Annotated in this window: 14 protein-coding genes and 2 pseudogenes; 9 read left to right on the top strand and 7 right to left on the bottom strand. The window is 67.0% G+C overall.

The window, feature by feature from the left end; translation table 11 throughout:
• Positions 1 to 46 precede the first annotated feature (46 nt).
• Positions 47 to 667 (bottom strand): TetR/AcrR family transcriptional regulator, encoded by a 621-nt coding sequence (locus G6N50_RS19435; protein WP_083094751.1) that lies wholly within the window; start codon positions 665 to 667, stop codon positions 47 to 49.
• 126 nt (positions 668 to 793) lie between these two features.
• Between G6N50_RS19435 and G6N50_RS19430 the strand changes: the two are divergent.
• Both G6N50_RS19430 and G6N50_RS19425 read left to right on the top strand, forming a co-directional pair.
• Positions 794 to 1,931: pseudogene (locus G6N50_RS19430) on the top strand (hypothetical protein).
• Positions 1,928 to 2,976 (top strand): annotated as a pseudogene (locus G6N50_RS19425) (phosphotransferase family protein). The pseudogenes G6N50_RS19430 and G6N50_RS19425 overlap by 4 nt, the downstream one beginning before the upstream one ends.
• Here the strand turns inward: G6N50_RS19425 and G6N50_RS19420 are convergent.
• Complete coding sequence (locus G6N50_RS19420) at positions 2,977 to 3,444, bottom strand: ATP-binding protein (RefSeq protein ID WP_083094750.1); 468 nt, start codon at positions 3,442 to 3,444, stop codon at positions 2,977 to 2,979.
• 32 nt (positions 3,445 to 3,476) lie between these two features.
• On the bottom strand, positions 3,477 to 3,854 hold the full coding sequence (locus G6N50_RS19415) for an STAS domain-containing protein (protein WP_083094749.1): 378 nt from the start codon (positions 3,852 to 3,854) through the stop codon (positions 3,477 to 3,479).
• A 358-nt stretch (positions 3,855 to 4,212) separates the two neighbouring features.
• Here G6N50_RS19415 and G6N50_RS19410 point away from each other — a divergent pair, with 358 nt between their 5' ends.
• From G6N50_RS19410 to G6N50_RS19400, 3 genes are all read left to right on the top strand, one after another.
• Positions 4,213 to 5,361: a catalase family peroxidase gene (locus G6N50_RS19410; protein ID WP_372510023.1), complete on the top strand. Its 1,149-nt coding sequence runs from the start codon at positions 4,213 to 4,215 to the stop codon at positions 5,359 to 5,361.
• Positions 5,361 to 5,939: a cytochrome b gene (locus G6N50_RS19405; RefSeq protein WP_083094748.1), complete on the top strand. Its 579-nt coding sequence runs from the start codon at positions 5,361 to 5,363 to the stop codon at positions 5,937 to 5,939. The genes G6N50_RS19410 and G6N50_RS19405 overlap by 1 nt, the downstream gene beginning before the upstream one ends.
• Positions 5,940 to 6,079: 140 nt before the next feature.
• Positions 6,080 to 6,973 (top strand): fructose bisphosphate aldolase, encoded by an 894-nt coding sequence (locus tag G6N50_RS19400; RefSeq protein WP_083094747.1) that lies wholly within the window; start codon positions 6,080 to 6,082, stop codon positions 6,971 to 6,973.
• A gap of 1 nt (position 6,974) precedes the next feature.
• Here the strand turns inward: G6N50_RS19400 and G6N50_RS19395 are convergent, their stop codons facing one another.
• A complete protein-coding gene (locus G6N50_RS19395; RefSeq protein ID WP_083094746.1) occupies positions 6,975 to 8,048 on the bottom strand; it encodes a DUF190 domain-containing protein in 1,074 nt (357 codons plus the stop codon).
• A gap of 307 nt (positions 8,049 to 8,355) precedes the next feature.
• Here G6N50_RS19395 and G6N50_RS29490 point away from each other — a divergent pair, with 307 nt between their 5' ends.
• Positions 8,356 to 8,499, top strand: coding sequence for a hypothetical protein (locus tag G6N50_RS29490; protein ID WP_372510024.1), 144 nt, complete (start codon positions 8,356 to 8,358; stop codon positions 8,497 to 8,499).
• 3 nt (positions 8,500 to 8,502) lie between these two features.
• Positions 8,503 to 8,838, top strand: a complete 336-nt coding sequence (locus tag G6N50_RS30145) for a hypothetical protein (RefSeq protein ID WP_372510025.1) — start codon at positions 8,503 to 8,505, stop codon at positions 8,836 to 8,838.
• Between the two features lie 59 nt (positions 8,839 to 8,897).
• Here G6N50_RS30145 and G6N50_RS19385 read toward each other — a convergent pair whose 3' ends face one another.
• Positions 8,898 to 10,070 (bottom strand): sulfotransferase family protein, encoded by a 1,173-nt coding sequence (locus G6N50_RS19385; protein ID WP_083094745.1) that lies wholly within the window; start codon positions 10,068 to 10,070, stop codon positions 8,898 to 8,900.
• Positions 10,067 to 11,164, bottom strand: a complete 1,098-nt coding sequence (locus G6N50_RS19380) for a DUF1214 domain-containing protein (protein ID WP_083094744.1) — start codon at positions 11,162 to 11,164, stop codon at positions 10,067 to 10,069. Before G6N50_RS19380 ends, G6N50_RS19385 begins: the two co-directional genes overlap by 4 nt.
• 62 nt (positions 11,165 to 11,226) lie before the next feature.
• On the opposite strand from G6N50_RS19380, the gene G6N50_RS19375 reads away from it, so the two are divergent.
• Positions 11,227 to 11,823 (top strand): TetR family transcriptional regulator, encoded by a 597-nt coding sequence (locus G6N50_RS19375; RefSeq protein ID WP_083094774.1) that lies wholly within the window; start codon positions 11,227 to 11,229, stop codon positions 11,821 to 11,823.
• On the opposite strand, the gene G6N50_RS19370 is transcribed toward G6N50_RS19375, so the two are convergent.
• Complete coding sequence (locus G6N50_RS19370) at positions 11,824 to 12,420, bottom strand: TetR/AcrR family transcriptional regulator (RefSeq protein ID WP_083094743.1); 597 nt, start codon at positions 12,418 to 12,420, stop codon at positions 11,824 to 11,826.
• Between the two features lie 172 nt (positions 12,421 to 12,592).
• Here G6N50_RS19370 and G6N50_RS19365 point away from each other — a divergent pair, with 172 nt between their 5' ends.
• Positions 12,593 to 14,824 (top strand): acyl-CoA dehydrogenase, encoded by a 2,232-nt coding sequence (locus G6N50_RS19365; RefSeq protein ID WP_083094742.1) that lies wholly within the window; start codon positions 12,593 to 12,595, stop codon positions 14,822 to 14,824.

Below are 14,824 nucleotides of genomic sequence, written 5' to 3'. Positions count from 1 at the left end.
GGCGTAGGGCAACCGATAGAACGTCTGGACATCAGACAATATACGATTATTGTCTGATCTGTGGCACCAAGGCCCGCACCACGAACTGCTCGACGAATTCTCGTTTGTCGGCGACGGTGCGATATCGCCACGAAGGCGCCAGCAAAAACAGTGTCGTGGTGTGCAACCACTGGACGATCGACCGGAAATCGACATCCGGGTAGAGCAACCCCGCCGCCTTCCACCGGTTCAGCAACGGCCCGTAGTGCCGCAGCAGCAGCTCCACGATGGGCTCGGATCCCTTCGCCAGCGCCGAGGCCACCGCGGTGCTCTCGGAGGCGAACAACGCTTCGTTCAGCGAGTTGCCGTCCACCGACTCCACCCGGGCCAGCACCATCTCGGGCAACGACCGAACGGGGTCCTCGGGGGTGGGCAGTTTGCGCACCAACTCAGAGATCGCGCTGTCCACACGCGTCAGCATCAGGCCCAGCAGCACATCGTCGCGGCCCGGGAAATACCGGTACACCGTCGACCGTGACACCCCGGCCTCGTCGGCCACCTCGCCCACCCGGAACTGGGTATTGCCGCGCCGGACGATGCAGCGGCCCGCGGCGTCCAGGATCCGTCTGCGGGCCTCCTCGTCATCGAGGATCGCGCGGTCGTCCCCCCACCGCCGGCTCGGTTCCATGGCGGCGATGTTACGGGATGCGTTGTGCGGCTTTGCTATCTGGCGCCAGCAGAATCCGCCCCGCCCCCATCTGATGGTGAATCCCATTGCGGCACAGCGGATTACCAGTCACAGAAAGGACAAGGGATGGGGTACTCCGCCGCGGACGAGTCCTTCACCCACCAGCTTCCGACGACGTTCGACCAGGTGCACAGCACCGACCCGACTTGGTCGGATCGGTGCTACTTCTTCGCCGCATCACCGGACGGCACGATGCTGTTGGGCAGCGGCTACGGAAACAACCCGAACACCGCCAGCGGGCTGGGGCTACGTCAAGGTCAGCCTCGCCGACGGCCGGCACTGGGATCTGTTGTCCGGACGTCCGGTCACCGGCGACGACCGCGCCGACCTGAGCGCTGGGCCAATGCGGTGGACCTGTGTGGAGCCGCTGAAGAAGTGGCGATTGGACATCCAGCCCAACAACTCCGGGATCGAGTGGGAGCTCTACTACGAACCCACCGCCCCGATGTGGGAGCTGTTGCCCATGAAAGTGCATGGAAACGAAGGCGAACTGCTCGCCGACATGTACCACATGAAAGAACCGGGGCGATGGAGCGGTTGGGTGCAGATCGACGGGGAACGCATCAGCGTCGACGGCTTCCACGGCGGTTGCGACCGCACCTTCGGGGTGCGCGTCTCCGACAAGATCGACTTCTGGTTGTGGCTCGACGCGGGCTTCGATGACCATGCCATCGAGGCCTAGATCATCGAATCATCTGATGGCACAGTCAATTACGTAGACGGCGGTATCACCCACGCCGACGGAACCTTGTCGAAACGGTTCGTCGGGATCGAGCACGAGCTCGAGTTCGACGGCGACGGCAAGCGGCCCACCCGTGCGGCCCTGGTCTTCACCGACGAGGACGGCGAGACCTACCGGGTGATCGTTGAGGCACCCCATCTGGAGGTCAACGCCTACTACGGCCTGCCGATGGCCCACTGCCGATACGAGGACCTGGGCGGCGGAGCTTACTTCATTCATTTCGCTTGGAACAGTTGCGATCCCGAACAACTGACCGAGACCGAGGGCAAGTCGATGGCCCTCGACCAGCTGATGCGGTTCGAGCGCGACGGCGAGACCGGTCGGGGCGTATTCGAATTGCTGCTCGGCGGGCAGGGCTATCGCCGCTACCCCAACTGGACGGCAATGGACATGTCCGCATTCACCCAGGACAAGACGCCGGTCGATCGACTGCCCGCCGACGGCGACGGGGTCCGCCAATGACGCTGGGCGCCGAGCTGGAACAACGGTTGAGCGGCTGGCTGCGCACGCAGGTGCCCGACGCCGACGACGTCCGTCTCGAGGGCATCGACAGGGTGAGCTTCGGGCACTCGGCCGAGATGATGACGCGCAAGACGTCGTGTTGCGCCTGCGCCCCCAACCACGCGCGCTGCTGGAGCCCTACGACCTCGCGCGCCAGTTCAAGATCCTGCGGGCCTTGGCCGATACCCGGGTCCGCGTCCCGCCGGGCCTGTGGCTGGAGCCGACCGGCGACGTCCTCGGCAGGCCGTTCCTTGTCATGGAATGGGTGGCCGGCGACGTCTACGAGATGGAGCCGCCGGCCCACGCCGCCGACGACACGGTGGTGCGCATGTGCCAGAGCCTGGCCGAACAACTGGCCGCCGTCCACACCGTCGACCTCAGCCGCACCGGGCTGGACACCCTCGGCAACGGCGCCGACCACCTCGACCGCGAACTCGGCCACTGGGCGGCGGAGATGAACAGGGTCAGGCGCGACCGGCTGCCCGCCCTGGAGCGGCTGCACCGGGAACTGCTCGCCGCCAAGCCCGCGCAGTGCCCCACGGTCACGCTGGTGCACGGCGACGCCAAGCCGGGCAACTTCGCTTTCATCGGCGGCGAGGTCAGCGCCGTCTTCGATTGGGAGATGACGACGGTCGGCGACCCGCTCACCGACATCGGCTGGCTCGAAATGCTGTGGATGCAGCCGGTCGGGATCAACAGCCACCCTGCAGCGCTTTCCATCGATGCCTTGCTCGCACACTACGAATCGGCCAGCGGGATCACGGTCGCGAACCGGTCTTGGTACCGAGCGTTCAACGCTTTCAAGATGGCCGTCATCTGCCTGATCGGTGCGATGCTCGTCGAGGACGGTCACAGCGACGACCAGAAACTCGTGCTGGCCGCCTACGGCACCTCGCTGCTGACCAGCGCCGGGCTCACCGAACTCGGCATCGACGAATCCCTCGACGATGGTCCGGTGCTGCCGCGCGAGGAACGCATCCAGCAGGTGCTGGCGCCGGCGGGCTGATCAGGCGTTACAGCCGGGCTGCGTCAGCCCGCTCCACGTCAGCGTGACGCGGGTGCCCTGCGGAGTGCGGTCGATGGCGACCTCGTCGGCGAGCGCCTCCATCAGCGGGATGCCACGGCCGCGCATCTGCTGTTGGTACCGGACCGGCTTTTTCTGCCGCCACCGGCCGCGGTCGTCGACAATCACCGCGAGGGTGTCCGACTCGCCGTCGTAGGCCGCTCGCACGTCGACCGTCCCGCGCTCCGCGGCCTCGACATAGGCGAATTCCGCGGCGTTGGCGATCGCCTCGTTGACCGCCAGCAACAGGTCGTTGAAGCGGTCGTCGTCCAGTGCGAAATACCGTCCGAGCCACACTCCGAATTCGGCACGGGTGCGGGCCGCGCTGCGCGCGTCGGCGGCCACTCGCGTTCGTTCGAAGCGAGAGCGGTCATCGATGTGCACGTTCTGCGGCTGATCAGAGCATCCCATCGTCCCTGGTTGCGTCCTCACTCGGTCGCGGCTCACTCACCAGCGATACCGCTCAACGCACCGTCAAGGGTGCTGTAGAGCGAGAGCACGCTGTCGATTCCCATGAGTTTGATCGGCCGGCTGGTGGCCGAGCCGTTGGCGACCACCGCGAACTGCGTCGGCGGCTCGATCTCCGCCTGCGCGGTCACCAGGACGGTCATCCCGGCCGATGCCAGGAAACCGACCTTGGACAGGTCAACGATCAGCGCCGCGGGCTTGGTGGCCAGCGCGGTCTGAATGGCATCGGCCAGTAGCGGCGAGCTGAGCATGTCGACCTCGCCGGAGACGGTGAGCACGACCGCCTGGTCTACCTGGTGTTTGCCCACTTCGAAAGCGGTTGGATCGACGAAGTCGCCGGTTTGTTCGCCCATGGTCTATCACTCACATTCGGTCCCCTGCGGGACACCGCTAGCTCTGAAAACAGCCACTGTTATATCCGGGGGCTGTTGATTCAACCCCACGGGAACACGCTTGCCGACGGAGGAGACGCACTCCGTCGATCTGCGCTACCAAATGCAGATACAGCTACAAGTGTTTAGTCAATGGTAGGACACGCGGCATACCACGCTCAAAACGCTGAACGATTTTCGGCGCCGCGACGTAGTCCGGATGTGCGTGACGGCCGGCGCAGAAGTTGCACGGGGCAGCCGCCCGCGCGTGACTTGCTTCCACCGACTTCCTTCTCAGCCCGCGGGGCGTGGCCTGCACAAACGGAAAGGACGCTGGTCCGTGGAACCCCATGATCGCGGCGGCGAGCGTGAGGGGGGCGAAGAGCCCGACGACCCGGCGGAGATTACGCCCACAGTGCCGCGGCTCGGTGCGCTGAACCGGCGGCGCGCGCTACTGGGTATGGGTGCGGTAGCCGGTGTCGCCGCGGTCGATGTGGGCGGCTTCGCCTATGCCGGCGGCTGGCTGCGGCCCGGCGCCCTGACTCCGACCCGGTTCACGGATCGCTTCGAGCAGGTCTACGGCCGTCATGACGGCTTCCGGCGGAACCACGCAAAGGGCCTGAGCGCCACCGGAACGTTCGTCAGCACGGGGGCGGCCGTGGCGATATGCCGGGCCGCGGTCTTCCGTCGCGGGAGCGTTCCGCTGATCGGCCGGTTCTCGCTGTCCGGTGGGCTGCCCGATCAGGCCGACACGCCCGACACCGTCCGGGGGCTGGGGCTGCTGTTCGACGCGCCCGCCGGCCGGCAGTGGCGCACCGCGATGATCAACATCCCAGTCTTTCCGGACAGCACGCCCCAGGGCTTTTACGACCGGTTGCTCGCCTCCAAGCCGCAACCCGGCACGGGCAAGCCTGACCCGCAGGAAATGGCCGCGTTCCTGCGGCGTCATCCCGAGACCGCCGCCGCGATGCGCATCATCAAGCAGACACCGCCGAGCGCGGGCTTCGCCGACAGCGCGTTCCATGGGCTGAACGCCTTCCGGTTCACCGACGGTGCCGGCGCCACGCTGCCGGTGCGCTGGTCCGCCATTCCCCAGCGAGGCGCCGACGTGACAGCCCCACCATCCGGGCCGGCGGCCACGGACTACCTGTTCGACGACCTCATCCGCACGCTTGCGCACACCCCGCTGAGTTGGCGGCTGCTGCTCACCGTCGGTGAGCCGGGCGATCCGACCCACGACGCCACCAAACCGTGGCCGGCCGCGCGGCGCACCATCGACGCCGGCACCATCACCATCTCCGCCGTCCAGACCGAGGAGGCCGGCAACGCCCGCGACATCAACTTCGACCCGCTGGTGCTGCCCGACGGCATCGCCGCCTCCGATGACCCCCTGCTCGCGGCGCGCTCGGCCGTCTACGCGCGCTCGTTCACCCGCCGCGCCGAGGAGCCCACGACGCCCAGCGCGGTCACCGTGAGATCGGCGCTGTGATGGACGAGCCGGCGAGCTCCGGCGCGGCACGGTTTACCCTGCCGTCGCGCGTTCTGCACTGGCTGATGGCGCCGATGGTGATCACGCAGTTGCTCATCGGCGTGACCATGGTCGCCGCCCTGAGCTGCTACCCGGTGCTGCTGGCCATCCATCGTCCCCTGGGCCTGGCGATCCTGGCGTTCGCCCTGGTCAGGTCGGCGAACCGGCTCACGCACCGGCCGCCACCGTTTCTGGCCACCATGAGCAGAGCCGAACGCCGCATCGCGACGTGGTCGGAGTACCTGCTCTACGCCCTGCTGCTGATGCAGCCCCTGACCGGGTGGGCGATGCTGTCAGCGGCGCGATTCCCGATCACCCTGGTCGGGCGGCTGGCGCTGCCCGGTATCGCGCCTCGCAACATCGACGTCTTCGCGGTGCTCCGGCAGTGTCACGGCGTTCTCGCGCTGCTGCTCTTCCTCGCGTTTACCGCCCACATGACGGCGGTACTCTTTCACACGCTCGTCCTGCGTGACCGGCTTCTCGACCGCATGGCGCTGTGGCGCACGAAGCCCGCCGCCGCGCAGCCAGACCGGGCCTGAGACCAAAATCGCAGTCTGGCGACCTGCCTGCTCGGGCTCGAAGTGGCCGAATATGATCGGCACGATTCAGACTTGAGCGCGCGTGGCCACCGGCCGGGCGTGCTGCACCCGTGAGGGCCACGAGGAACTGGGAGAGTCCAATGTCGAACCAGCAGCAAGCGGACCGGATGACGTCGGGCAAGGGATTCATCGCGGCGCTCGACCAGAGCGGCGGTTCGACGCCCAAGGCGCTGCGCCTGTACGGCATCGAGGACGACGCGTACTCCTCCGAGGAGGAGATGTTCGACCTCATTCACCAGATGCGCTCGCGGATCATCACCTCGCCGGCGTTCACCGGCGACCGGGTGCTGGCCGCGATCCTGTTTGAGCAGACCATGGACCGCCAGATCGCCGGCAAGCCGTCGACCACCTACCTGTGGGAAACCAAGGGCGTGGTGCCCATCCTCAAGATCGACAAGGGCCTGGCGGACGCGTCCGACGACGTCCAGCTGATGAAGCCGATCCCGGGCCTCGACGAGCTGCTGGATCGGGCCGCCGGCCTGGGCGTCTTCGGCACCAAGGAGCGGTCGGTGATCGGCGGCGCCAACCCCAAGGGCATCGCGGCCGTGGTCGCCCAGCAGTTCGAGCTGGGTCACCGGGTGCTCTCACACGGCTTGGTACCCATCATCGAACCCGAGGTCACCATCTCGATTTCGGACAAGGCCGAGGCCGAAGGCCTGCTGCGCGACGAGATCACCAAGCAGCTCGAGAACGTGCCCGACGGGCAGCGCGTCATGCTCAAGCTGAGCCTGCCGACCAAGGTCAATTTCTACCGTCCGCTGATCGAGCACCCGAAGGTGATGCGGGTGGTCGCGCTCTCCGGTGGCTATTCCCGCGAGGAGGCCAACGAGCTGTTGGCGAAGAACACCGGGTTGATCGCCAGCTTCAGCCGCGCGCTGACCGAGGGCCTGACCGTCGACCAGTCCGACGAGCAGTTCGACGCCACGCTGGACAAGGCGATTCAGTCGATCTACGACGCCTCGGTCGCCGGCTGATCTAGCAACGGTTCTGGGCCATGCGCGGTGGCCCGGTGTCGCCGTCGTCGGAGACCAGCGCGGGCACCATCTCGCTGGTCACCAAGCCCTCGTCCCGGGTCAATTCGTCGACAATGGCAAAGGATTCGGCGATGTTGGCCGGGGTGTCGATCACGACGGTGACGACGGGCACCCGGCGGGTCAGGGAGAACAAGCCATCACCGTGCGGTGGGTGGTCGCCATGGAAACCCCAGACGCCGCGCAGCACCGTGGCGCCGTCAACCGTTTTGGCCCGGCGCAGTCGCTGGACGATCGCGCGGTGAATGGGCACCCCGCCGTGGTGTGCCGACTCCGAGGTGTAGACCGTCAGCTGCTGGAACAGCGGCAGGCCCCGCTCGTCGACGCCGGGCAGGGCGTGCGGCCGCTCCACTAACTGGCCGTCGCGCTTGCACACCTGGACCCGTTCCAGCGTGAACAGCGGCCGGCGCAGCAGCTCGCCGAGTTCGGGTAGCACACCGCCGATGCGCTCACCGGATCCGACGACCACGATCATCATCGGAACGTCGGTGTTGCGGCCAAAGAAGTTCGCGCGCTGGCGTTCCCCGTGTGCGACGCCGTCCACCCCGAGCAGCACCGTGGCGCCGGCAAGGCCACGCCGGTGCATCAAATCGCAGAGGGCGATGTAGGCGGGCGAGCCGTTGACGCGTTGCTTGCGGCCGACGTAGATCGTCAGTTTGACGGCGCCCCGAAGGTCCTCCGGCAGCTGCAGTGGCCCGATGCCGTCGTGGAGCAGCCGGGCGCGCTCCAGGGTGACCAGGCCGCGCTGCTTGACCGCCAGCACCGGGGCGAGCAGCGCCTCGATCTTCGTTCTCGTGTCGACGGCGACGACCGCGACGGGCGGGTCCTCGGACAACGTCAAAGACTCGTCGGTGCGCAGATAGTGCCCGGTGCCGAACCCACCGATGCCGCGCAGCAGGACGCCACAAGCGATTCGGTGCTGTGCGCACAAGCCGAGCAGCACGTCGGAGACAAAGCCGTCGTGGACTCGCCGGCGCTCGGCCAAATAAGTGGTGAGCTTCAGACAGTCTTCGTCCACTGCCGCTCCTCAAGTATTGGTATACAAGCGCTTTCATGTCACGACGATGGGGACATCGTCTGGTCTGATCGCTTTGCCGAGATACTACGCCCCGGATGTGTATGCGCGAATAGCCGATATTCGATCAACCGGTGAGTTTGAGGCGGTCGGTGGTCGTGGATCTTCCTCCGTCGCAATAATCGGCTTAGTCACCGCTGGTAAAGTCTGTGTCCGACCGCGGTGGGGCTCGCCACAATCGCGACGACCACAGGCATTGCTGTGGTCCTACGCCAATGGTCACTGGGCGCCTCGATTCAGGAGAACCGTTATGCCTGTGACGTTTTCGGCTGTTTCGGCGGTGGAGATGCTGGATTCCCGCGGGTGCCCAACCGTGTCGGTACGGATGGCGTTGTCCGATGGTCGCGACGTGCTCGCCAGTGTGCCGTCGGGGGCATCCACCGGCAGCGGGTAAGCGGTGGAGCTGCGCGACGGCGACGTGACGCGGTACGGCGGTCGCGGCGTCGGTCAAGCGGTGTCGCACGTTCGCGAATTCCACCGTAACAACCGCTATGAGGTTGGTGGACATTCGCTTTCAAGTGAGGAGATGATCGATCGGTATGCGCAGATGGTGGACGAATTCCCGATCTGGAGCATCGAGGACGGTATGGGTGAATCGGATACGAGCGGCTGGCGCGCGTTGACGGAGCGGCTGGGCGAGAGCATCCAATTGGTGGGGTGGATGTTTGTCGCTGTTTTAGCCTCGGGCATGTTACGCCCGGCGGATCACCAATTAGGTTTTGGCTCGGCCTGATTGCCGGAACTCTTGGCGCGACGGCACGGAATGCTGACGTCGCGCGCTCCCACGCCACGTCAGCGCAGCTGTTCAGTGGGCACCCCGTAGCGGTCCTGGTAGGCGCTGACCCGCTCACGCACCTCGACGGTGTCCAGCCCGGTGTTCGACCAGGTGTACCGGCCGCGGCCGCCGTCGGAGAGGTGAGAGGCGAGGAAAACACGCATCCTGCGCTCGGCATCGGGACGCAGCTCGCGGTCCAACCGCTGGTAGATGTCTTTGATCGTGGTCCACGGATCGTTCATGAAGTCGGCGAACTGCACGTCGATCACCCGGCCCGCCGGCACGGCGCCGCTGTCACGCAAGGCCATCTCGCGCTCCAGGCCGACGACGATCTCCTCGTAACACTGGGCCGCGCATTCCGCGATGCTGGATTCTTCGCTGCACATCCGGCGCAGGTGGTGGGTCAGCGCGGTGATCGACGAGATGACGTTGAGCGGATCGCGGTGGGTCTGCACGATCAGGGCGTCCGGGTATTCGGCCAGCAGCGCATCCAGCTGCCACAGGTGCGCCGGCGACTTGAGCAGCCACTGGCCTGGCACGCCAGACTGCAAGTGCTGCAGGAAGATTCGATGGAAGCGATACGCGCCGGCGTGGTCGGCTTCGTACAGCAGCCAACGGTAGTAACTCGGCAGCCGATACTGCACCGAGAAGATCATGCTGACGAACTCGGCCGCGGTGATGCGCACGCACTCCTGGCCGACCAGTGCGCCCATCGGATGAAAGGCCAGGAAGCCGGGCATGATCTGCTCGGAAAGGTCGATGCTGGCCTGTATCTGGGCGATCCGGGGATCGCTGTGGTAGGTCTCGGGCTGCGGCACCGGACAGGGCTCGTCGACCTCCCACGTGAGCGGTGCGCGCAGCTCGGGATCCTGGGCGAGCAGGTCGTAGAGGATCGTGGTGCCGGTGCGCGGCTGGCCGACGATGAAGATCGGCGCCTTGATCTCCTCGGCGGCGATCTCGGGATGCTCTTTGCGCCAGGCGATTACGCCGAGACGGTTCTTCAAAGCCCGCATGAGGTCGAGGTGCGCGATCTCGACTCCGATATCGGACAGCCGCGCGTCGTTGATCAGCCCGTCGGTGACCCGGTGCAGACCGGGCCGCCAACCCTCGTCGCCGAAGTCGTCGCTGCCGACTTCTTCGCAGGCGGCGGCGATCAGCCGTTCCGGGGCGAATCGGTCCTGCAGGGTCATATCCGCTCCTCGCCTTCGCGCACCGATACCGTGACCTCGGGCGGGCTCGGATTGTCCAGCCAGCGCAGGACGATAAAGCCCCGATGCCGGCCGCCGGTGTCGAGCCAATGGCCGAGCCCGAAGTCGTTGGCGGAGACCGCGATCCGCACCCGTCCGTCGGCATCGGGCGGTACGCCGCGATTCGTCACCGAGCTGTGCCCGCGGCGCGGCTCCAGGCATTCATGCCAGATGCTTTCCAGCGTGACGTTCCAGTACCGGGTGTCGGGCGGCGCGATCTCGAGGAGGAGGGCCTGGCCGGGTTCGAGCCGAAAGGTCCCGATCATGTACAGGTTGTCCGGCGTGGTATCGGCCCCACCCAGATCGGCGGCCTGGGCGGTCAACAAGGTGTTCGGGCTTTGCAGCAGTTCCGGTTTGATCGTGCGGTGCAGCGTCGCGAGCTTCATCAGCGACCACGCCATTGCGGTGAACTGGTCGGCGAGCTCGTCGTCGGTCAGCGTCGTCACGGGCCCGGGTTCCAGTGCCTCGATCCGCAGCGCGGCCAATTCCTCGCTCGTCCGGTCGCCGATGTATTCCCGGACGACCACCGACGAGGCGTCGTGGGGAATCTTCACCCACTGGGCGCCGGCCAGATCGGTGGGCTCGTCGGCGGATAGCACGAGCGCAAATCCTCCGGAGCCGAGCACCAGGTCCCCGTCGCTGACGTAACCCGCCATCCGCCTCGGCGTCAGTCCGGTGCCGGCCAGAACCTGGAATCCGAGGTAGGCGCTGGTGCCGCGGGTTCCGCTGATCCGGTAGCGGCGGTCGCCGCGAATCATCGCCAGGTAGTAGTTCCCGTCGGGGTTGGGGCCGCCGACCATCCGGTTCTCCGAACACATGTCGAAGAACGACGGCCGCTCGGGGTCGGACTCGACCGTCATCTGCGCACACAGCGACGACACCCGGGCGATCAGGCGCAGACCCTCCGCCAGTTCCCGCTCCGACTCGGCGTCCTCGGTCACGATCTTCGTGACGTCGCCGAGCATCTGCTGGAAGAACTGCCACGCGGCGCGCGCCTTGGGGGCCGGCGGATCGGACGAATCGGGGCTATGAGACATCGTCTCATGCTAAGACTATGTCTTACGCTTTCGGTGTCGATTCGCAAGAACAGGTTGGGGACATGTCTGGTTCAGCGTCCGCTATGCCGTCGCTGGCCGAGCGGAAGCGGGCGGCGATGCGCCAGCGCATCGCCACGGCCGCGGCCCAGCTGGTCGCCAGTCGCGGCCTGGCAGGAGCCACCGTGGACCGCATCGCCGACTCCGCCGATATCGGCCGGGCGACGTTTTTCCGCTACTTCAACTCCAAGGAAGACGCCGTCGCCGAGGGCATGAACGCCCACTGGCTGGGCCGGATCACCACGGCACTGGCCGCCCAGCCGCCGCAGCTGACCGCCCTCGAAGCGGTGATCGGCGCATTCGGTGAACTCGCCCGCGGCTTCGCCGAGACCGAAAACCAGATCCGCGAATTAGCCACGTTGACGAGGTCATCCGAGACGCTGGACGCGTGGACGCTGCACATCTATGTGCGCTACGAGTCGGCGATCGCCGAGCTCATCGCCCCCCGGATGCCCGGGCTGACCGCGCAGGATCCGCGCCCGCGATTGATCGGTGCCCTGGCCATGGCGGCGGTGCGCATCGCGCTCGATGACTGGCTGAGCCACGGCGGCTCCCTGCCCGACCGAGTGCGCCGGGGGCTGGCCGCGGTGACGGTCGGCTGATCAGCTTTCGGTAAGGGCCTCGACGATGAGCCGGGTGGTCCGTTCGGCTCGCCGGCGCGAGTAGGGCTGCGCGCCGGAGAGGATCGGGTACACCACCCCGCCGACGATCGCGTCCGCGGCCGAGTCGGCGGTGGCCTCGTCGATCCCATGGGCCAGCAGCCGGGCCCGCACGCTGTTGTGCAGCGGGGCACTGAATCCGGCGCGCAATTTGACGGCGGTGTCCTCGTGTTCCATGCAGGCGACGGTCAGCGTTCGCAGCATGGCCGAACCCCGTGCCGTCGTCAGGCTTGTGAACAGCTTGCCCACCCAGGCCACCAGGTCGGTGGTGAGGTTGCCGCTGTGGTTGACCGACGCGAGCAGTTTGTCGGCGTCCTCCAGCATCACGTCGGCAACCAGCGCGGGACGAGTGGGCCACCACCGGTAGATGGTCTGCTTGCCCACACCGGCGCGCGCGGCGACCGCCTCGATGGTCAGCCCGTCGAATCCGCGCTCGAGCAACAGTTCGCGGGTCGCGGTGACGATCGCCGTGCGGGACTTCTCGCTGCGCCTCCTAGGCGCGCCCGCCTGCGCGTTCACCCCGCTGAGATCGGTTGGCATCTGGTGGTCCTCGCTTCCGCGAACTCAGATCGAAAGCTGCTCGCCGGGGGATCGGGCGCGCTTTACATATCCTGACCCGCCCCGGTAGTCTTCTACAAGACGAGACGGTCCGTCTTGTGACGAAAGGATAGCAGTCCGTGCGGCCAACGCCAGTCATCTCTCGGCCGTCCTCGTGACCCTGGGACTGAGTCCGGAGCAACAGTCGCTCAGCGACGCCGTGGGGCAGTTCGCCGCCCGCAATGCTCCCATCGCCGCGACGCGCGACAGTTTCGACGATCTTGCCGCCGGACGGGTGCCGGGATGGTGGGATGCCCTAGTGGCCAACGGCTTTCATGCCGTGCATCTGCCCGAAGACCTCGGCGGCCAAGGCGGACGGTCGATCGACGCCGCATGCGTTCTGGAATCGGCGGGCAAAGCGCTGCTGCCCGGTCCGCTGCTGCCGACGGTGGCCGCCGGAGCCGTCGCACTGCTCGCCGAGCCGACACCGAGCGCGCAGGCTTTGCTGCGCGACCTGGCGTCGGGCGCCACCGCCGCGATCGTCCTGCCCGATGACGACAACGGCGGCTTGGGCGCGCGGGCCGAAGAGGGGCAATGGCTGATCAGCGGCGCATCGGCGGTCACTGCGGGCGTGTGCACCGCGCGGATCATCCTGGTCGGCGCCCGGACCGCGGGCGGCGACATCGTCTGGGCGCTGGTCGACGGCCAAAAGCCCACGGCCACCGTCGAGCCCATCTCGGGCACCGACCTGGTCGGCGACGCCGGGATCCTGCGACTCGACAATTACCGTGCGGCCCAGTCCGACCTGCTCACCGGCATCGATCCGGAGCGCGCCCGCTGCGTGATGGTGGGACTCGTCGCCAGCATGACCGCCGGGATCGTCCAGTGGTGCGTGGAGGCCGTCACCGCGCACCTACGCATCCGCGAGCAGTTCGGCAAGGTGATCGGCACATTCCAGGCGCTGCAGCACAGTGCAGCGTTGCTCTTGGTCAACAGCGAGTTGGCCACCGCGGCAGCCTGGGACGCGGTGCGCGCCGTCGACGAGTCACTCGACCAGCACCGCCTCGCGGCGGCCGGGGCGGCGGTGATCGCGATCTCGCCCGCCCCGGATCTGGTGCTCGACGCCCTGACGATGCTCGGCGCCATCGGCTTCACCTGGGAACACGACGTGCACCTGTACTGGCGGCGGGCCATCAGCCTGGCGGGATCGATAGGTCCGGCGAATCGCTGGGCGCGCCGGCTGGGGGAGTTGACGTGCACCCAGACGCGCGACATGTCGGTGAACCTCGGCGACGCGGAGCCGGAATTCCGTTCCTGGGTAGCCGAAACGCTGGATGCGGCCCTGCAGTTGCGCAACGACAAACCCGCGCCGCACGGCGACTATGAGCACCTCGCCACCGGTCCGCAACGCACGCTGATCGCCGACGCCGGCCTCATGGCGCCGCACTGGCCGGCCCCGTGGGGCGTCGACGCGGATCCGTTGAAGCAGCTCATCATCGACGAGGAGTTCGCCAAGCGACCTGGTCTGGTCCGGCCGTCGCTGAACATCGCCGAATGGATCCTGCCCTCGGTCTTGGCCGCCGCACCAAAAGACCTGCAGGAGAAGCTGATCCCCGCGACCCAACGCGGCGACATCCTGTGGTGCCAGCTGTTCAGCGAGCCGGGAGCCGGCTCCGACCTCGCGTCGCTGACCACCCGGGCGACCAAGGTCGATGGCGGCTGGCGGATCAACGGCCATAAGATCTGGACGTCGTTGGCGCAGTACGCCGACCTGGGTGCGCTGCTCGCGCGCACCGACCCCGAAGCCAGCAAGCACCGCGGCATCGGCTATTTCATCCTCGATATGCGATCCCCCGGGGTCGAGATCCAGCCGATCAAGACGGCAACCGGGCAGGCACACTTCAACGAGGTGTTCCTCAACGACGTGTTCGTTTCCGACGAGATGCTGCTGGGCGGACCCACCGACGGTTGGAGCCTCGCGATCGCCACGATGGCCGAAGAGCGTTCGGCCATCAGCGGATACGTCAAGTTCGACCGCGCCGTCGCGATGCGCCGGCTGGCCGCTCAACCCGGACCCGATCGTGAGGACGCGTTGCGTGAGCTCGGCGAGCTCGATGCCTACACCAACGCCATCAGGGCGCTTGGGGTGCGGGAAACCATCCGGCTGCTCGACGGCCAGGCTTCCGGACCGGCGTCCAGCATCGCCAAGGTCGCCATGAATGTGCTGCTGCGGCGCACCTTCCAGGCCACGCTGCAGTTGACCGGGCAGGTCGCGATGGTCGACGACCCCGACACCGCGGTCGTGGAACCCTATCTGCACCTCCCCGCCGAACTGATCGGCGGCGGCACCCGCGAGATTCAGCTCAACATAATCGCGCAGATGATTCTCGGATTACCCCGAAAGTAG

This window comes from Mycobacterium mantenii, from assembly GCF_010731775.1.
Classification (GTDB): domain Bacteria; phylum Actinomycetota; class Actinomycetes; order Mycobacteriales; family Mycobacteriaceae; genus Mycobacterium; species Mycobacterium mantenii.
This window is presented reverse-complemented; position numbering and strand designations above follow the sequence as displayed.